Consider the following 15,792-nt stretch of genomic DNA (forward strand, 5'->3'; position numbering starts at 1 on the left):
GTATCCGAGGCGGCGTCGCCGCAGTTCGTGCAGGGGATGGGCCTGTTCTCGGCGACGGCGATCGTGATGGGTTCGATGATCGGGTCGGGGATCTTTATTGTCTCGGCGGATATGTCACGCGCGCTGGGGTCTCCTGCGCTTCTGATCCTGGCGTGGCTGGTGACGGCGGCGATGACGATCATTGGCGCCTTGAGCTACGGGGAGCTTGCGGCGATGATGCCGAAGGCGGGCGGACAGTATGTCTACCTGCGCGAGGCGCTCGGGCCGCTGTGGGGATTCCTTTATGGGTGGACTCTGTTTCTTGTCATTCAGACGGGGACGATTGCTGCGGTCGGTGTAGCGTTTGGGAAGTTTCTCGGGGTGTTCTTCCCGTCGGTGAGCGCGTCGCACTGGATCTGGCATATCGGACGTGTGCCTGCCGTGCCGGTCGGGCCAATGGTCCTAGGGAACATGGAGATCGGGCTGAACACGGCGAACCTGGCCGCGATCATCGTAATCGTCGCACTGACGCTGGTGAATACCTTCGGCGTGCGGATGGGGTCGGCAGTGCAGAACGTGTTCACGTCGGCCAAGGTGCTCGCGCTGGGGGCAGTGGTGCTGGTTGGTCTGTTCGCCAGCAACGCTGCTGCGATCGCGGCGAACTTCGGGGCGGGGTGGAAGAACTTCTGGGCGGGAGCCGGATGGGGAACACTGCATTCCGTGCAGGTTGGAGTTGGCGGGCCTACGGCGTACGTGGGACTGTTGACCGTTGTTGCGGTCGTGCAGGTGGGATCGCTGTTTTCGTCCGATGCCTGGAATAACGTGACGTTTACGGCGGGGGAGATCCGGAACCCGAAGAGGAATTTGCCGCTGAGCCTGGCGATCGGTACAGGCGTGGTTCTTCTGCTGTATGTGCTTTGCAACTTCGTCTACCTGAGCGTGCTTCCGATGGCCGGAAGCGAAGGTGCGGCGACGGTGGTGGGGCGGGGAATTCAGTTTGCTTCCGAGGATCGAGTGGCGACGGCGGTGATGTCGCAGGCGTTCGCGGGGTATGGCGCGAAGCTGATGGCGGGGGCGATCCTGGTGTCGACCTTCGGGTGCGTGAACGGGATGCTGCTGGCCGGGGCGCGGGTGTACTACGCGATGAGCCAGGATGGCTTGTTCTTCAAAGCGGTGGGCAGGCTGAGTGAGAAGTCGAAGACGCCGGTGAACTCGCTTTGGGTGCAGTGTGTGTGGACGTGCCTTCTTTGCCTGAGCGGAAGCTACGGGCAGTTGCTTGACTACGTGATCTTCGCGGTGCTGATCTTCTACGTGCTGACGATCGCAGGTTTGTTCGTGCTGCGCAGGACGCGGCCCGATGCGGTGAGGCCTTATAAGGCGATCGGGTACCCTGTGCTGCCGGCCCTGTATATCGTGATGGCTTTGTGGATCTGTGGGGTACTATTGCGGTACAAACCGCAGTACACGTGGCCGGGATTGATTCTCGTTCTGCTCGGGGTACCGGTGTATCTGCTTTGGTCGAAGGCTGAGCGGGTCGCTGTTGCCTGATCGGGCGTAGCTAAGAGCAAGCGCAGGTCATTCGACTGCGCCGCGCTCAGGATGACAAGGTGTTTGTTGATAGCGGTTTGGGTCTAGAGGAGAACTGGCAACGCATGGGAAATATTTTTGCGAGGAAGTCGATGGAAAGCCTCATGTCGGAGGCGAACGAGCATGGCGAGCAGACGCTGGAGCGATCGCTCGGACCGTTTGCTCTGACGGCTCTTGGCATCGGGGCCGTGATCGGGGCGGGAATCTTTGTGCTCTCCGGTTTGGGAGCAAAGACGGCGGGGCCAGCCTTGATGCTGGCCTTTGTGCTGTCTGGGCTTGGCTGCGCGTTCGCGGGTCTCTGCTATGCGGAGTTCGCCGCGATGATCCCGCTCGCCGGTTCGGCTTACACCTATGCTTATGCGACCCTCGGTGAGTTGTTCGCATGGATTATCGGCTGGGATCTCACGCTCGAGTATGCGATGGGCGCGAGCACGGTGAGTTCGGGCTGGTCGAATACCTTTGTCGAGTTCCTGGCGATCTTTCATCTCAAGTTTCCACTGTGGCTTGCCTACGACCATTGGACAGGTTTGAAGAAGGCGTTCGATGCGGTGGGACGCGCGGCGGTCCATGCCTCCAACCCTGACCTGCTGCCGGGGACGAAGGCGTTCAGCGATGCGCTGGCTGCCGTGCTCGCACATCCTTCGGCGCAGATGGTGGCGAACGCGCATGCTCTGCTGAATGCGCCCACGATCGGGGGGGTTGAGATCGGTTTCAACCTTCCGGCGTTCTTCATCGCGCTTGTGATCACGACGGTGCTTGTGATCGGGATCAAGGAGTCGGCCAACTTCAATGCGGGTATCGTCGTGCTGAAGGTGGCGGTGGTGCTCTTCGTTCTCGGTCTCGGGTCGCACTACGTGAACAAGGCGAACTGGGGTTCGGACTGGCACACGTTCGCGCCGTTTGGCATGGGTGGAATCGGCCTCGCGGCGGGGTTGGTGTTCTTCTCGTATATCGGATTCGACGCGGTGTCGACGACGGCGCAGGAAGCGAAGAACCCGCAGCGGGACATGCCCATCGGGATGATCCTTTCGCTTGCCATCTGCACGCTTCTTTACATCGGCGTGGCCGCGGTTCTGACAGGGATGGTGTACTGGCCCGACGTGAACATCGAGGCTCCGCTGGTGCGGGCGTTCCTTGATCGCAACCTGAACTCGGCGGCGAACGTGATCACGATCGGCTCGCTCGCCGGACTGACGAGCGTGATGCTTGTGATGCTGCTTGGACAGAGCCGCGTGCTCTACTCAATGGCCAAGGACGGGCTTCTGCCGACGGGCTTCTTCGGCGCAATTCATCCGAGGTTCCGGACGCCGTGGAAGGGAACGATCCTCGCTGGAATTCTCGCGGCGATTGTGGGGTCGGTAACTCCGATCGACGACATCGGCAAGATGGTGAACATCGGAACGCTATTTGCCTTCGTGATCGTATGTATCTCGATCATGGTGCTGCGGCATAAAGATCCGGATCGCCCGCGGCCGTTCCGTACGCCGTTCATGCCGGTTGTGCCGATCCTTGGCATCCTGTTCAACGGCTACATGATGGTCGAGCTTGGCGCGGCAAACTGGATACGGCTGATCGTGTGGCTGATCATCGGCTTGTTCGTTTACTACTTCTATAGCCGTAAGCACAGCAAGGTGCAGCGTGCGCTGAACGGGCCCGGCGCCTAAGCTTTACGCGACCGGAAGATTGCAACATGGCCAAGCCGCTTTCTTCAACAAGCGACTTGGCCATGTTTCGTTTCAGGGGTAGAGAGTTGCGGGTTTGATCTCCGATGAGCCCTCGTCCGCATGCTGCAAGAGCTCGGCTAACTCTCCACGCAATTGCTTCGCCGTCTCCAGGTACTCCTTGGAATTGAACCTGCTTCTTGAGAGGCCTTCCGAAGCTCTCGGTAGGCGGACACCAGGGCATCGAGCGTGAAGGCCCGGTTCAACCCACTCGGGTTCGGCAAGACCCAGACTTCGGCACCGCCAAGTGTGAGCTCCTGGCGACCCCAACGGACGGATCTCGTGTTGAAGAGAGCTGCGAATGCGGGTTTCCCGAGAAAGGCAAGAAAGCGCGGACGACAGCGCCGCACCTTTTCTTCCAGCGTCTCAGCCGCTGCGCGATACTCGTGGAGTGCAAGCTCGCTTGCCTTGACGGTTGGTCTTTCAACGGCTGTCGTTAACCCACATCCATAGAGAAGGATGGTGTGGTCGTCTTCGGGTTGAATGCGGTGCGGCGTAAATTCCGCGAGATGAAGCGCTCGCCAGAACCTGTTGTTGCGATTGGAGAAGTGATGTCCTGATCGCGCAGCACTCAAGGCCGGGTTTATTCCGCAAAACAAAATATCGAGATCCTCGGCGAGCAAATCCAGCAATCGCTCCGGTGATCCTTTCTCGCCCTGTGCCTCGCTCCCATCCATCACAACACCCAACCTCGCCATGGCTCTCTTCACAGTATCCCGTCCGCTCCAACGACTGCAAAATCGCAAGTTGTCTTTGCATTCCGATCGACACCTGACCGGGGCGTAAACCATCGCCACGGAACCCGGGGCGGTCTGCTCAGAAATCAGATCAAGACACTCCGGACAGGATCGATGCAATTCGCCATCATGCCTAGAGAGGATTTCGGCCGCACCATCGTCGTCTCAGCACTGCTCATGACGTGGATTGGACACCCTTGTAACTATTCGGGCCGTTGCCTCTCTAACGCGTTGAATAGCCTTAACGGGCAACGACCTCTGGTCCAGCACAGGCCACTCCGACCCTTAAGGCCCCGAGAGATAAGAATGAAACGTTTGATCGCAATGTACGCTGAACTATCAGGAATGCTGTCTCGTCTCCAATCGCCGTTCCTTCTCGCGGTCCGGCTGTATTGGGGTTGGCAATTTGCCCAGACGGGCTGGGGCAAGATGCACGATATCGCGAAGATTACTGCGTTCTTTACGACTCTGAACATTCCATTCCCGGCATTCAATGCCCATTTCGTCGCGGGCCTCGAATTCTTCGGCGGAATCCTTCTGATCCTGGGTCTGGGTGCCAGGCTCGTCAGCCTTCTTCTGGCTGCTAACATGTTTGTGGCTTACTGGACCGCCGATCGCGAGGCATTGGGCTATTTCTTTTCCGATCCGGGCAAGTTCTATGTAGCCGATCCCTTCACCTTCCTGTTTGTGTCTCTGATCGTTCTGATTTTCGGCGCGGGCTTTCTTTCCCTCGACCACCTCATCGCGAAACGTCTGAAGGAGCAGGCCCGCTAGCTATGGACGCAGAACTCTCAGTCCGGGATGAAGCGCGGATGATCGCCTCTATACTTGCTGGTGAGAGGGAACAGTACCACGAGTTAGTCCGCCCGTATGAGCGCAGCGTCTACAAGATGGCACTTTCATTCATGAAAAATGAAGCTGATGCCGAAGATGTTGCGCAGGAAGCCTTTCTGAAGGCCTTTAGAAAGCTTGCGGACTTTCGGGGACAGGCGAAGTTCAGCACGTGGCTCATCACCATTACCTTGAACGAGGCGCGAGGCCGTTTGCGGCGGCAGGCGATAGCGCGGACGGAGTCGCTTGACGAATCCCCGGAGGAGGGCGGTCACATTTCGCCAGCGCTGCTCAGGGACTGGCGCGAGGTCCCCTCAGCGGCGCTCGAGAGGCAGGAAATCCGCCAAATGCTTCAGGACGCAATTGCCAATTTGTCACCGTTATATCGAGAAGTTTTCCTTCTGCGGGACGTAGAAGAGTTCTCTATTGAGGAAACGGCCACAGCACTCGCACTCACAGCCGGCACGGTTAAGGTTCGGTTGCATCGCGCCCGAATGATGATGCAGAAGGAGCTTGCGCCGAAACTCAAGAACGCCGGGCCCCGGAGGAGGTGGTTTCAATGGTCATAGAATGCAAGCACGTTTGGGACTACATCTCCGACTATCTTGATGACTCGTTATCCCCCGAGACGAGGGAAATGGTTCAACGGCACTTGGAACACTGCGAGATTTGCTCTGCAATCCTCGATTCGAGCCGCAATATCATGGTGCTCATCGCGGACGACCAGGTGTTTGAGTTACCGCTCGGCTTCAGCGAGCGTCTGCACGCGAGGCTATCCGAAGAGATTGAGAGTAAGCCAGAAAACATCGTCAAGGATTCTGGCTAGATGGAGCCGTGCAGGTAGATGTGTATTCCCCATTCCGCCACCAGCAAGCCCAGTGTGAGGATGGCAAGAGCAATCTGGATCCGTTCGGCGCATATCGTCTCCGCAGGAACTTTTCCCATCCGCCATTGAGACGAACCTCGGGCACGCAACGACCGTACACGCCAAATTGCGTACAGGTTCACGGCAGACCCGCAAACAGCAACGATCTCCATGGGGATTCGAATGGCCTCGCCGTGGATCGAGGCTAGGAAGCGCATACTAGTCGTCGCAGCAGCCAATGAGCCAACTCCAATCAGCAGGCGGAGGCCGCTGATCGCCATGAAGGCTGCGCATGCACTCTGGAGCAAGATGAAAAACAAGCTCGTGAGCCCAATAATCCAGGACCGGCTCTTCGCATCGTTCAGTGGTCGAGTATCGGCTGGCGCGTTCTGTTCGAGCAAGGTGTTCTCCATGAGCAATGCTACCTCCTTTTGAACCCGCACTGGATCCCGATCCGCGCTGTCATAGGAGCCTGCTCAAGCTCTTTACGTCGTAGAGAATCACTCTTTCCAAGCAAGTTCGCGCGGTTGCCGTGCACGGAAGTATGATGACCTCCGCAAGGCAACTTAATGTCTTCCAAATCTGGAGTAAGCGGGCATATGCGTACCAGCTCCGCTAGGGGATTGATCTCCAGATTCAACAGAGTTATCTGCCCACGAAGCAGTCGTGATCCGCAACCGATTGAAGGAGATCTCAAGAACATGCGAGTCGACATCATACCCGGAGCCCGCTTCCCTGATTACCAGTTAACCGACCACACCGCGACACGACGGAAACTCTCCGAACTTCAGGCTGCGGATCCCATGATCGTCGTGCTCAGTCGGGGAGGCTTCTGCCCAAAGGATCGACGCCAGGCGGAAGGGCTCCTCCAGCTACATCGTGAAATGGAAGTTGGCTACTGCCGCCTCGTCACCATCAGCACGGATAACCTTACGGAGACGAATGAATACCGCAACGGAGTCGGTGCTCACTGGCCTTTCCTGTCCGACGCTGGCCGTGTTATCCAAAAGGATCTCGACATCGCCGAATACACGGACACTTTGCACAATCCAATGATCCCCCACGTTGTTGTGCTTGAGCCGGATCTCATCATCCACAAGATCTATAGCGGGTACTGGTTCTTTGGAAGGCCCACCATGGAGGACTTGCGCCAGGATCTGCGGGCTGTCACCAGGAAATGCAGGCCGGATTGGGACATTACGACGCCCGAGATGAAACGTGCGTGGCAGGAAGGTCGCAAGGAGCTGTTTTACCCATACGGCAAGACGTATGCCGAGACGATCCGTGATAAGGACTGATATGCGCGGCCAATACAAGAGAGAACACGCCACGGAGACTTAGACCGAAGATAACAACTCTCCTAAGCCGACTATCATGCCTGTACACGAGGGGCCGAGGACTCGTCGCTCTGGGCTGACGGCGTGATCAGCGCTCCAGCGCGACGGCTATCCGATCAAGCCGGCGATCAACTACTTCGATAGCTGGGATATCTCCCGAAAGACTTCATCGATCAACTCGAGCATCGGCCGGTCCTGTTGCTCCACCCACGTCGTCGAGCAGAGCTGCGTCGCAGAGAGGGTGATGCTGGCCAGAATACGGTCCTGGAGTGAGCGAATTCCCTTGCGCTTCGCCCGCAGGCTGAAGGCCCCCGCAAGCCTGTCCTCTACCTCGGACACAGCGAGATACTGTGCGCTTCGAGCCGCTGGGCTTCGCCGTCCAACATGGATCACGCGCTCCGTCGTCTCGGAGGGGAAGTGAGGAGCCAGCACCTCGCTCACGGCGAGCTTCGCACTCTCCAGAGGGGAGGCACCGGCTTTCTGCCTGGCGATCGCCTCCTCCAGCGCAGCGCCATAGCTCCGAATCGTGGCGGACATAAGGTCTTCCTTCGAGGAGAAATATCGAAAGAAGGTCCGCCGAGAAATACCCGCTTCGGATGCAATCTGTTCCACGGTGACGTTCTCGAACCCGGCGGAATAAAAGAGATTGACCGCCGCCTTCCAGATCTCCGTGCGCACCAGCTCCTGCTTTTTCGTTTGCATGGAGTCCGGCGAAAGATGTGCTGACGAAGCCATTGGTCCAGTCTACGACAAGTTGGCACTTTTAGCTCAGTGAGACCTAATTGGCTCAATAGGTTGACAGTGGCACTGTGTGCCATTATTCTGAGTTTGCCTGTGAGATCAAGATTCAGAAGGAAGAGCAGGGGACTATACCTATGCACCACCAAAGACGTGCCATAGAAGGGCAGCGCTGGCGGGAGTTCAGCCTCATCGCATGCTGCGCCCTTTCGCTCGGCACAGGATGTAAGAAGCAGGTGAACGCGGCGACCGAGACAAAAGCGCAGGCGATCGAAGTGACGGCCATCCGGGCAGCCGGCAGACAGGTTCCGGTAACGCTCGCAGAGACTGGCAGTTTCGTAGCGGATGAGGCCTCGAAGGTGGCGCCACCGGTAGCCGGCCGTGTCTTCAAGACCCCGGTCAACGTCGGCACCTTCGTCAAGACGGGCGACGTTTTGTGCGAACTCGATCATCGTGATGCTGAGCTGAAGCTTGTGCAGATGCGGGCGCAGCTTGCGGAAGCAACTGCGGGTCTTCGCCAGTCGGAGTCGAGGATCGGTCTTGGGTCCGGAGGCTTCGATCCCGCGAAAGTTCCCGAGGTCGCGGGTGCCCGCGCCAACTATGAATCTTCTGAGGCCCAGGCACAGCTTGCGGCGGCGGATGCGAAGCGATACGCCAACCTCATCGCCACCGGTGACACCTCGCAGAGCGTCTACGAGAAGATGCGGACGCAGGCGGAAACAGCGGCAGCCCAGGCAAATGCCTCACGCCAACAGTACGAGTCCGCGCTCAACTCCGCGAAGCAGGGCTATCAGGCGGTCAACTCCTCGCAGGCCTCTCTCGACGCCATGCGAGCCCAGGTTTCGCAGGCCGAAAAAGCCCTCGCCGACACCACTATTCGCGCGCCATTCGACGGCTTCGTCAGTGCGCGCCCCGTATCCGTTGGCGAATGGGTCGCCACAACGAACACTGTCGCGACCGTGGTGCGGGTCGGCGTGCTCAAGCTTCAACTGCAGACGCCCGAAAGGAATGCCGCAGGGCTCAAGATGGGTATGCCGGTGACCGCGCGTGTCGCTGCCTACGGTGACCGCGACTTCGTCGGAGAGACTTCAGCCATCAATCCGGCAGTGAATCCGGACTCCCGCTCCTTCATCCTTGAAGCGCGTTTCCAGAACACCGATAACTCCCTCCGTCCGGGGATGTTCTCGACGGCACGCGTCGTGCTTCCCGGCACGGAGGCCGCTGTCTTCTTGCCCAAGTCCACCGTCTTACGTGACCGCACCACGGACTCGAACCAGATCTACGTCCTCGACGGAGGGAAAGCTCATCTCCGTATCGTCACGCTTGGCGAAATCGACAACAATCAGGTACGCGTCCTCTCCGGCCTCACTGCCAACGAGATGGTCGCAACCAGCCGTCAGTCCGAACTCTATGATGGCGCGCCCGTCGACATCCACGGAAAGCGATAGGTGACGTCATGCACGGTCTAGCGCAACTCTGTGTCCGCCGCCCGGTCTTCGCCACGATGCTGATCATGTCCCTGGTCGTGGTCGGGGCTTTCTCTTACTTCAGCCTCGGCGTCGATCTCGTGCCTAAGGTTGATATTCCGGTGGTGTCCATCTCCGTCTCGGATCCGGGCGCATCGCCGGAGGAGCTTGAGACCGAAATTACAAAAAAGATCGAAGATGCCGTCAACACTATTAGCGGGATCGATGAGTTACGGTCCACTTCTTCTGAAGGAATCTCGCTGGTCGTCATCAGCTTCGATCTCTCAAAAGATGGCGACGTAGCCGCGCAAGAGGTCCAGAACAAGATCAACCTCATCCGCAACGATCTGCCGCAAAATGCCAAGGCGCCCGTGGTGCAGAAGTTCGATCCTGATGCCACGCCCGTCATGCAGATTGCGGTCTCCGCGCCTCGCTCTCTTCGCGACCTCACGCTCATCGCGGATAAGCTCATCAAGCAGAAGCTGGAGAACGCGCGCGGCGTCGGTCAGATACAACTCGTCGGCGGAGCTCGCCGCGAGATACACGTCGACGCTAACCCGGAGTTACTCAAAGCCTTCGGTCTCACCATCAACGATGTTGTCAACGCTGTACGAGAGCAGAACTTCGAACTCCCAGGCGGATCGCTCAACGCAGGTGCGCGGGAGTTCACCGTGCGCACCATGGGCAAGGCAACCGACGTGCGGCAGTTCAACGATATCGCCATTGGGATACGCAATGGTTATGTCGTCAAAGTAAGTGACATAGGGACCGCCGAAGATAGCTACGAAGAGCCGCGAACCTCCGGTCGACTGAACGGCACACCGGCGATTACGCTTGTCGTGTCGAAGCAATCCGGTGCGAACTCTGTCGCCACCGCCGAAGAAGTAAAGGATCGGCTGGCCGAGGTAGAACCGACCCTTCCCAAAGACGTCCGGGTCCGCATCGTCGCCGATCAGTCTGTCTTCATCAACGCTGCCATCGAAGCGATCAAGCATCACCTCATCGAAGGCAGTTTCTTCGCATGCGTCATCATCTATCTCTTCCTTGCGAACTGGCGCACAACCCTGATCGCAGCCATCGCGATTCCAACATCCATTATCTCGACCTTCGCCCTCATGAAAGCGATGGGATTTACGCTCAACCAGATCACCATGCTTGCGCTAACGTTGATGGTGGGCATCGTGATCGATGACGCGATCATCGTGCTGGAGAACATCTATCGCTTTATCGAAGAGAAAGGTATGTCTCCCTTCGAAGCAGCCATTGAAGGCACAAAGGAGATCGGTCTCGCCGTGATGGCGACCACGTTTTCACTTCTCGCCGTCTTTCTGCCGGTCGGATTCATGGGCGGCATCGTGGGCCGCTTCATGAGCTCGTTCGGCTTCACCTCTGCCTTCGCCATTGCCGTGTCGCTGATTGTGTCCTTTACGCTTACTCCGATGCTGTGTTCGCGCTTCGTCAAGGTGCGTCCGGCGTCAGAGCGGCACGAAGCCAGTTCGAAGGAATCGAAACTCTTTCAGTTCATCAACGGGCGCTACATGCGTCTGCTGCAATGGTCGATGGCGCATCGCAAGGCAGTGCTCATCACCTGCGGCTGCGTTATCCTGAGCACCATCCCGCTCTTCATCATGGTCGGCAAGGACTTCACGCCTACCGACGATCAGTCTCAATTCAATGTTTTGGTCCGTGCACCAGAAGGAACGTCGCTCGCCTCAACAACACAGGAGGCGGAGGCCATCGCTCAATCCATTCGGAGGCTGCCCGGCGTTCAGAACACACTGACGAGCGCGGGCGGTGGCACGGACGGCGCAGTCAACAGCGCCTCCATCTTCGTAACGCTTATCGACGTGGGCAAGCGCCACGACTCGCAGGAGCAACTCATGCAGAAGACCCGCGCCCTGCTCAAGACCTTCCCCAACCTGCAAACCAGCGTGGAACTCGTAGCGACCATCAGCAATGGAGCAAGTAATGCGCAGGTGCAGTACTTTATCGGCGGACCCGACCTCGCCAAGCTGGCGCAGTACTCGGATGACCTTCTCGCTCGCATGAAGAAGATTCCCGGTGTCACCGATGCGGACTCTACCCTGCGCAGCGGCAAGCCCGAGATACGGCTTGATATCGACCGTGCGAAGGCAGCCGACCTTGGCGTATCCGTCAACAGTATCGAGCAGGCGCTCAACACGCTCATCGCGGGTGAAACCGTGTCGACCTTCAACGCAGGCGACGACCAGTACGATGTGCGTGTTCGAGCCGGCGAACAATATCGCACACGCGAAGAGGAGTTGAAGAAGATGACCGTCTTCTCCACCCGACAGCTTGGCTCAGTCGGCCTCGACGAAGTTGTCTCGACGACGGCGGCCACCGGACCCTCTTCCATCAATCGCATCGCACGTGAACGCCAGGTCACCCTGAGCTGCAACATCCTTCCCGGCTACTCTCAGTCAGCCATTCTAAGTGCGCTGCAGAAGCAGGCAGATGAGTTGCACATGGAGCCCGGCTATCACACTGGCCTCGCCGGCACGTCGAAGGAACTTGGCCGCGCCGGGTACTACTTCCTCGTGGCCGTCTCGCTCACCTTCATCTTCATGTACATCGTGCTGGCGGCGCAGTTCGAGTCGTTCATCCATCCCATCACGATCCTCCTCACGCTTCCACTTGCGGTCCCGTTCGGCATCCTCTCGCTCCTGCTCGCGGGCCAGTCCGTGAACTTGTTTTCGCTTCTTGGCTTGTTACTCCTCTTCGGCATCGTCAAGAAGAACGCCATCCTGCAGATCGACCATACCAACGGCCTTCGCGCAACCGGTATGCCTCGCGCTCAAGCCATCCTGCAGGCGAACACGGACCGCCTGCGCCCGATCCTCATGACGACCCTCGCGCTCGTCGCGGGGATGCTGCCTCTCATCATCTCAAGCGGCACCGGTTCAGCATCAAACCGTTCCATCGGCGTACTTGTCGTTGGCGGCCAAACGTTGTGCCTGTTGCTTACTCTGGTCGCAGTCCCGGTCTTCTACTCCTTCTTTGAAGACCTCGCGGCTCACCCATTATGGAGACGACCCGCAGCAGCCGCGCATAAGGTTTTCGCAAGGCTCAACCCCATTCGCTCACGGATCGGAACAATGCGGAACCCTCGTCCAGAAGGGCCGGTCGCATGAAGATCCTGCTCGCCCTAACCTTTTTCCTTGGCTTGAACGTAGAAGCCCAGTCGACCCTCGGTAGAGGGAATGATCCTGTCCCACCGCCGCTCCCGCCATCCGCGCCACTGCAGCTTGCGCCACGTCTTGGCATTACAGGCGATGTCGATATCACGCTCACAGATATCATCCGCGCGGCCCTCGCGAACAACCGCGACATCGAGGTCTCGCGCATCGCCAACATCAAAAGCGTGCTTGGCGTGAAGTCCGCGAAGGGATACTTCGATCCGGTCGTCGGAGGCACAGGCTACAAACTCAGAAATGTATCTCCGCAGTCTTCATCGCTGGGCGGAGGAACGAACGGACGTCTGACCCAGAAGGAGCTCTTCGCCGACCCGCAGATCAACGGGAGCTCTCCATGGCTCGGCTCGACGTACAAGCTGGACCTCTCGTCCTCCCGCCAGGAGAGCGATAGCACTTTCAATACGTTGAATCCCACCTATGTCACGTCGGCGAACCTGAACCTCGTGCAGCCCCTCTGGGGCGGGCTCCTCTTCGACGCCAATCGAGAACGCGTGGCTGTCGCGAAGAAGAGCCGGACGCAGACCCAGGAGCAATTTCGCGATCAGGTCATCACCGTGACCACGCAAGCCATTCGCGCTTATTGGGAGTTAGAGTACGCGCAGCGCAGCGTTGAAGTACAGACCGAAGCGGTGCGCCTCGCCGAGCAGCAGGACGCAAGCAACCGTCGCCAGGTCGCGCAAGGCATTGAGGCTCCCGTCGACGTCATCCAGACCCAGACGCAGATATCTACTTACCAGCAAAACGTCTTCAATGCGCAGGAGCAACTTACCCGCGCGGAGAATACGTTGAAGGCCCTAGTCCTCCCAAACCGCGATGACCCACTATGGAGTACCGCGCTTCACACAAAGATCGACCTCGGAGAAGCGGACGCAACTCCTCCGCTCGACGAGGCGATGCATCAAGCTCTTACCCATCGCCCCGATGTCTCTGCCGGACGCATCGGCATTCAGCTCAGTGAGCTCGATGCGCGTCTCGCCAAGGAACAGGTAAAGCCTCAGATCAACCTAACCGCGCAGCTTAGCTCGCAGGGGCTCGCAGGACAAACCGTAGCGCAGACCACGGACATCTTCTCCGCACTCTTTGGTCCCATCATCGACAGGGTAAACACCCTTTCCGCCGCCGCCGGTCTTCCGCCGGTCTCTTCGTCCACGGGGGGGACGAGCACGATCCCACCCATCTTCGTCGGCGGCTACGGACAATCTCTTTCGAACCTGCGAGCGGGATCCTTTCCTATCGTGAAAGTAGGTCTGCAGGTCTCAATTCCCATTCGCAATCGCACCGCGATCGCCCAGTCAGGAATTGCCGAGCAGAACAAGCGTCAGTCCATCACGCAGCAGCAGCGACTCGAGATGAACGTCGAAAGCGATGTCCGCAACACCCTGCAACAACTCGTCAATTCAAGGCTCGTTCTGACTGCCTCACAACGCGCACGTGCCTTGGCCGAGCAGCAACTCGCAAGCGAACAGAGGCAGTTACAGGCTGGAACCTCTTCGGTGTATCTTGTCCTGCAGCGGCAGAACGAACTGGTGAGCGCGAAGCTGCGCGAGATTCGCGCAACGGCGGATTGCGGAGAGGCCGAGGCAGACTTCGATCGAGCCACGGCAAACACGCTGACGAAACAAAACATCGACATCGCCGCCGTTGATAAGGGCAAGATTAGCTGAGATTCCAGGACGGATGCGGCCGTGAAAGCGGACAGTCCCGCTATCACGGCCGCAAGCCACGAGCCTCAAACCTCAGGCTTAAGTAAGCTTTGCCTTGGTAGTCGCAAACGCGTAGTCAAGCCAGGCCAGCAAACTCTCGATATCACTCGTCTCGACCGTAGCGCCACCCCACACCCGCAGGCCCAGCGGAGCATCCCGGTACGAAGCAATATCGAACCCGGCGTTCTCCTTCTCAACCAGGCTAGTGAAGTCCTTCAAAAACTGCGCCTGTTGCTTCGCATCCCACGTAACAAATGCTGCATCCACGATCTTCAGGCAGATCGAAGTGCAGGACCGTGTAGCCGGCACTTCCGCGAGAAAGTCAACCCATGAGCTCTTCGCTTGCCAGTCGACGATCGCCTTCAAATTCGCCTCCGACCGCCGAATCAGCTCCGGCAAGCCCCCAATCGATTTCGCCCAACGCAGACCGTCCAGCGCATCCTCGACCGCAAGCATCGACGGCGTATTGATCGTCTCGCCCTGGAAGATTCCTTCGATCAGCTTGCCGCTCTTCACCAGCCGAAAGATCTTCGGCAGCGGACGTCCCGAGTTATAGCTCTCAAGCCGCTCCACTGCGCGCGGGCTGAGCACAAGCATGCCGTGCGCGCCTTCTCCTCCCAGCACCTTCTGCCACGACCACGTCGTAACATCCAGCTTCTGCCACGGGAGATCCATCGCGAACGCAGCCGAAGTCGCATCGCAGATCGTGAGCCCCTCCCTCGAGTCCGAAATCCAATCCCCATTCGAAACGCGAACCCCGGAGGTAGTCCCGTTCCACGTGAACACGATGTCCCGGCTCGGATCGACCTTTGAGAGGTCGGGAAGCTCGCCATAGCCAGCCTCGTAGACGTTGAGATCCGTGAGCCGGAGTTGCTTCGTGACGTCTGTCACCCACTCCTTACCAAAGCTCTCCCATGCCAGCACGTCCACGCCGCGCGCCCCCAGCAGCGACCAGAGCGCCATCTCCACCGCTCCTGTATCCGACCCCGGAACGATCCCGATGCGGTACTCGGCAGGAATGCCCAGGATCTCCCGCGTCAGTTCGATCACCTCTTGCAGCTTCTGCTTGCCGGGTTTCGAACGATGCGACCGGCCAACGAGCGCGTCGTTCAGCGAAGCAGGCGCCCAGCCGGGCCGCTTCGCGCACGGGCCGGAGGAGAAATGCGGATTGACAGGCAACGTCGCTGGTTTGTTCGGGAGTTCGGGCACTTGATTTCCTTCCAGGGATTCAGGGAGTTGATCGGCGATCAGGCCGATGAGCCAGTGATTGCGAAGCGAGCGCGCGGGCTCGCCGCACCGGTTACGCGCAGAAACGCGCATCTCCGTTGCAGGCTCATTGATTTTTGGGGTGTGTCTGGATCGGCTCGTTCCCGGTACGACGCTTCGGTCGTCGAGAAAGAGAGAGTCACAGGATGGGTCGTAGCGCTTTTCACGATGGTCCTAACGATGTCTCCATCATAGTCCATCCGTCGCGCCGCAGGCATGCCTGAGCCTCCACCGGGAGGAACAAACGATACAGCCTGGCGGACGCTCACGACACAGGAGCAATCCGTCAGGCTGGTATGACAAGCGAAGGGAATCGCTCTCCATCGGATGCAGCAAATCGCAGCACC

13 protein-coding genes are annotated in these 15,792 nt (G+C 58.8%); 9 read left to right on the forward strand and 4 right to left on the reverse strand.

The window, feature by feature from the left end:
• Positions 1 to 36 precede the first annotated feature (36 nt).
• A complete protein-coding gene (locus GRAN_RS11990; protein ID WP_128914153.1) occupies positions 37 to 1,527 on the forward strand; it encodes an APC family permease in 1,491 nt (496 codons plus the stop codon).
• Between the two features lie 104 nt (positions 1,528 to 1,631).
• On the forward strand, positions 1,632 to 3,230 hold the full coding sequence (locus tag GRAN_RS11995; RefSeq protein WP_128913290.1) for an amino acid permease: 1,599 nt from the start codon (positions 1,632 to 1,634) through the stop codon (positions 3,228 to 3,230).
• Between the two features lie 137 nt (positions 3,231 to 3,367).
• Here GRAN_RS11995 and mug read toward each other — a convergent pair whose 3' ends face one another.
• Positions 3,368 to 4,078 carry a G/U mismatch-specific DNA glycosylase gene (mug, locus tag GRAN_RS12000; RefSeq protein WP_338323450.1) on the reverse strand — a complete coding sequence of 237 codons (711 nt, stop codon included), beginning with the start codon at positions 4,076 to 4,078 and terminating at the stop codon, positions 3,368 to 3,370.
• 252 nt (positions 4,079 to 4,330) lie between these two features.
• Here mug and GRAN_RS12005 point away from each other — a divergent pair, with 252 nt between their 5' ends.
• The 3 genes from GRAN_RS12005 to GRAN_RS12015 are packed head-to-tail and all read left to right on the forward strand — an operon-like array spanning position 4,331 to position 5,681.
• Complete coding sequence (locus GRAN_RS12005; RefSeq protein ID WP_128913291.1) at positions 4,331 to 4,798, forward strand: DoxX family protein; 468 nt, start codon at positions 4,331 to 4,333, stop codon at positions 4,796 to 4,798.
• A 2-nt stretch (positions 4,799 to 4,800) separates the two neighbouring features.
• Complete coding sequence (locus tag GRAN_RS12010) at positions 4,801 to 5,424, forward strand: sigma-70 family RNA polymerase sigma factor (protein ID WP_128913292.1); 624 nt, start codon at positions 4,801 to 4,803, stop codon at positions 5,422 to 5,424.
• Positions 5,415 to 5,681 (forward strand): anti-sigma factor family protein, encoded by a 267-nt coding sequence (locus GRAN_RS12015; RefSeq protein WP_128913293.1) that lies wholly within the window; start codon positions 5,415 to 5,417, stop codon positions 5,679 to 5,681. The genes GRAN_RS12010 and GRAN_RS12015 overlap by 10 nt, the downstream gene beginning before the upstream one ends.
• Here GRAN_RS12015 and GRAN_RS12020 read toward each other — a convergent pair.
• Entirely contained in the window at positions 5,678 to 6,133 is a 456-nt protein-coding gene (locus GRAN_RS12020) for a hypothetical protein (RefSeq protein WP_241654526.1), read from the reverse strand. The two genes, GRAN_RS12015 and GRAN_RS12020, sit on opposite strands and share 4 nt — an antisense overlap.
• A gap of 288 nt (positions 6,134 to 6,421) precedes the next feature.
• Between GRAN_RS12020 and GRAN_RS12025 the strand changes: the two genes are divergently transcribed.
• Entirely contained in the window at positions 6,422 to 7,018 is a 597-nt protein-coding gene (locus GRAN_RS12025; RefSeq protein WP_128913294.1) for a redoxin domain-containing protein, read from the forward strand.
• Positions 7,019 to 7,189: 171 nt separating this feature from the next.
• Here GRAN_RS12025 and GRAN_RS12030 read toward each other — a convergent pair whose 3' ends face one another.
• Positions 7,190 to 7,759 carry a TetR/AcrR family transcriptional regulator gene (locus tag GRAN_RS12030; RefSeq protein WP_161570947.1) on the reverse strand — a complete coding sequence of 190 codons (570 nt, stop codon included), beginning with the start codon at positions 7,757 to 7,759 and terminating at the stop codon, positions 7,190 to 7,192.
• A gap of 173 nt (positions 7,760 to 7,932) precedes the next feature.
• Between GRAN_RS12030 and GRAN_RS12035 the strand changes: the two genes are divergently transcribed.
• From GRAN_RS12035 to GRAN_RS12045, 3 genes are read left to right on the forward strand one after another with little or no spacing between them, the layout of a single operon-like run.
• The gene (locus GRAN_RS12035; RefSeq protein WP_128913296.1) at positions 7,933 to 9,243 is read left to right on the forward strand and encodes an efflux RND transporter periplasmic adaptor subunit; all 1,311 of its coding nucleotides are present in this window, start codon (positions 7,933 to 7,935) and stop codon (positions 9,241 to 9,243) included.
• An 8-nt stretch (positions 9,244 to 9,251) separates the two neighbouring features.
• Positions 9,252 to 12,413, forward strand: a complete 3,162-nt coding sequence (locus GRAN_RS12040; protein WP_128913297.1) for an efflux RND transporter permease subunit — start codon at positions 9,252 to 9,254, stop codon at positions 12,411 to 12,413.
• The gene (locus tag GRAN_RS12045; RefSeq protein ID WP_128913298.1) at positions 12,410 to 14,140 is read left to right on the forward strand and encodes a TolC family protein; all 1,731 of its coding nucleotides are present in this window, start codon (positions 12,410 to 12,412) and stop codon (positions 14,138 to 14,140) included. The genes GRAN_RS12040 and GRAN_RS12045 overlap by 4 nt, the downstream gene beginning before the upstream one ends.
• Before the next feature lie 78 nt (positions 14,141 to 14,218).
• Here the strand turns inward: GRAN_RS12045 and GRAN_RS12050 are convergent, their stop codons facing one another.
• A complete protein-coding gene (locus tag GRAN_RS12050) occupies positions 14,219 to 15,499 on the reverse strand; it encodes a phosphoserine transaminase (RefSeq protein ID WP_128913299.1) in 1,281 nt (426 codons plus the stop codon).
• Between the last annotated feature and the right edge of the window lie 293 nt (positions 15,500 to 15,792).

It is taken from the genome of Granulicella sibirica (assembly GCF_004115155.1).
GTDB lineage: Bacteria > Acidobacteriota > Terriglobia > Terriglobales > Acidobacteriaceae > Edaphobacter > Edaphobacter sibiricus.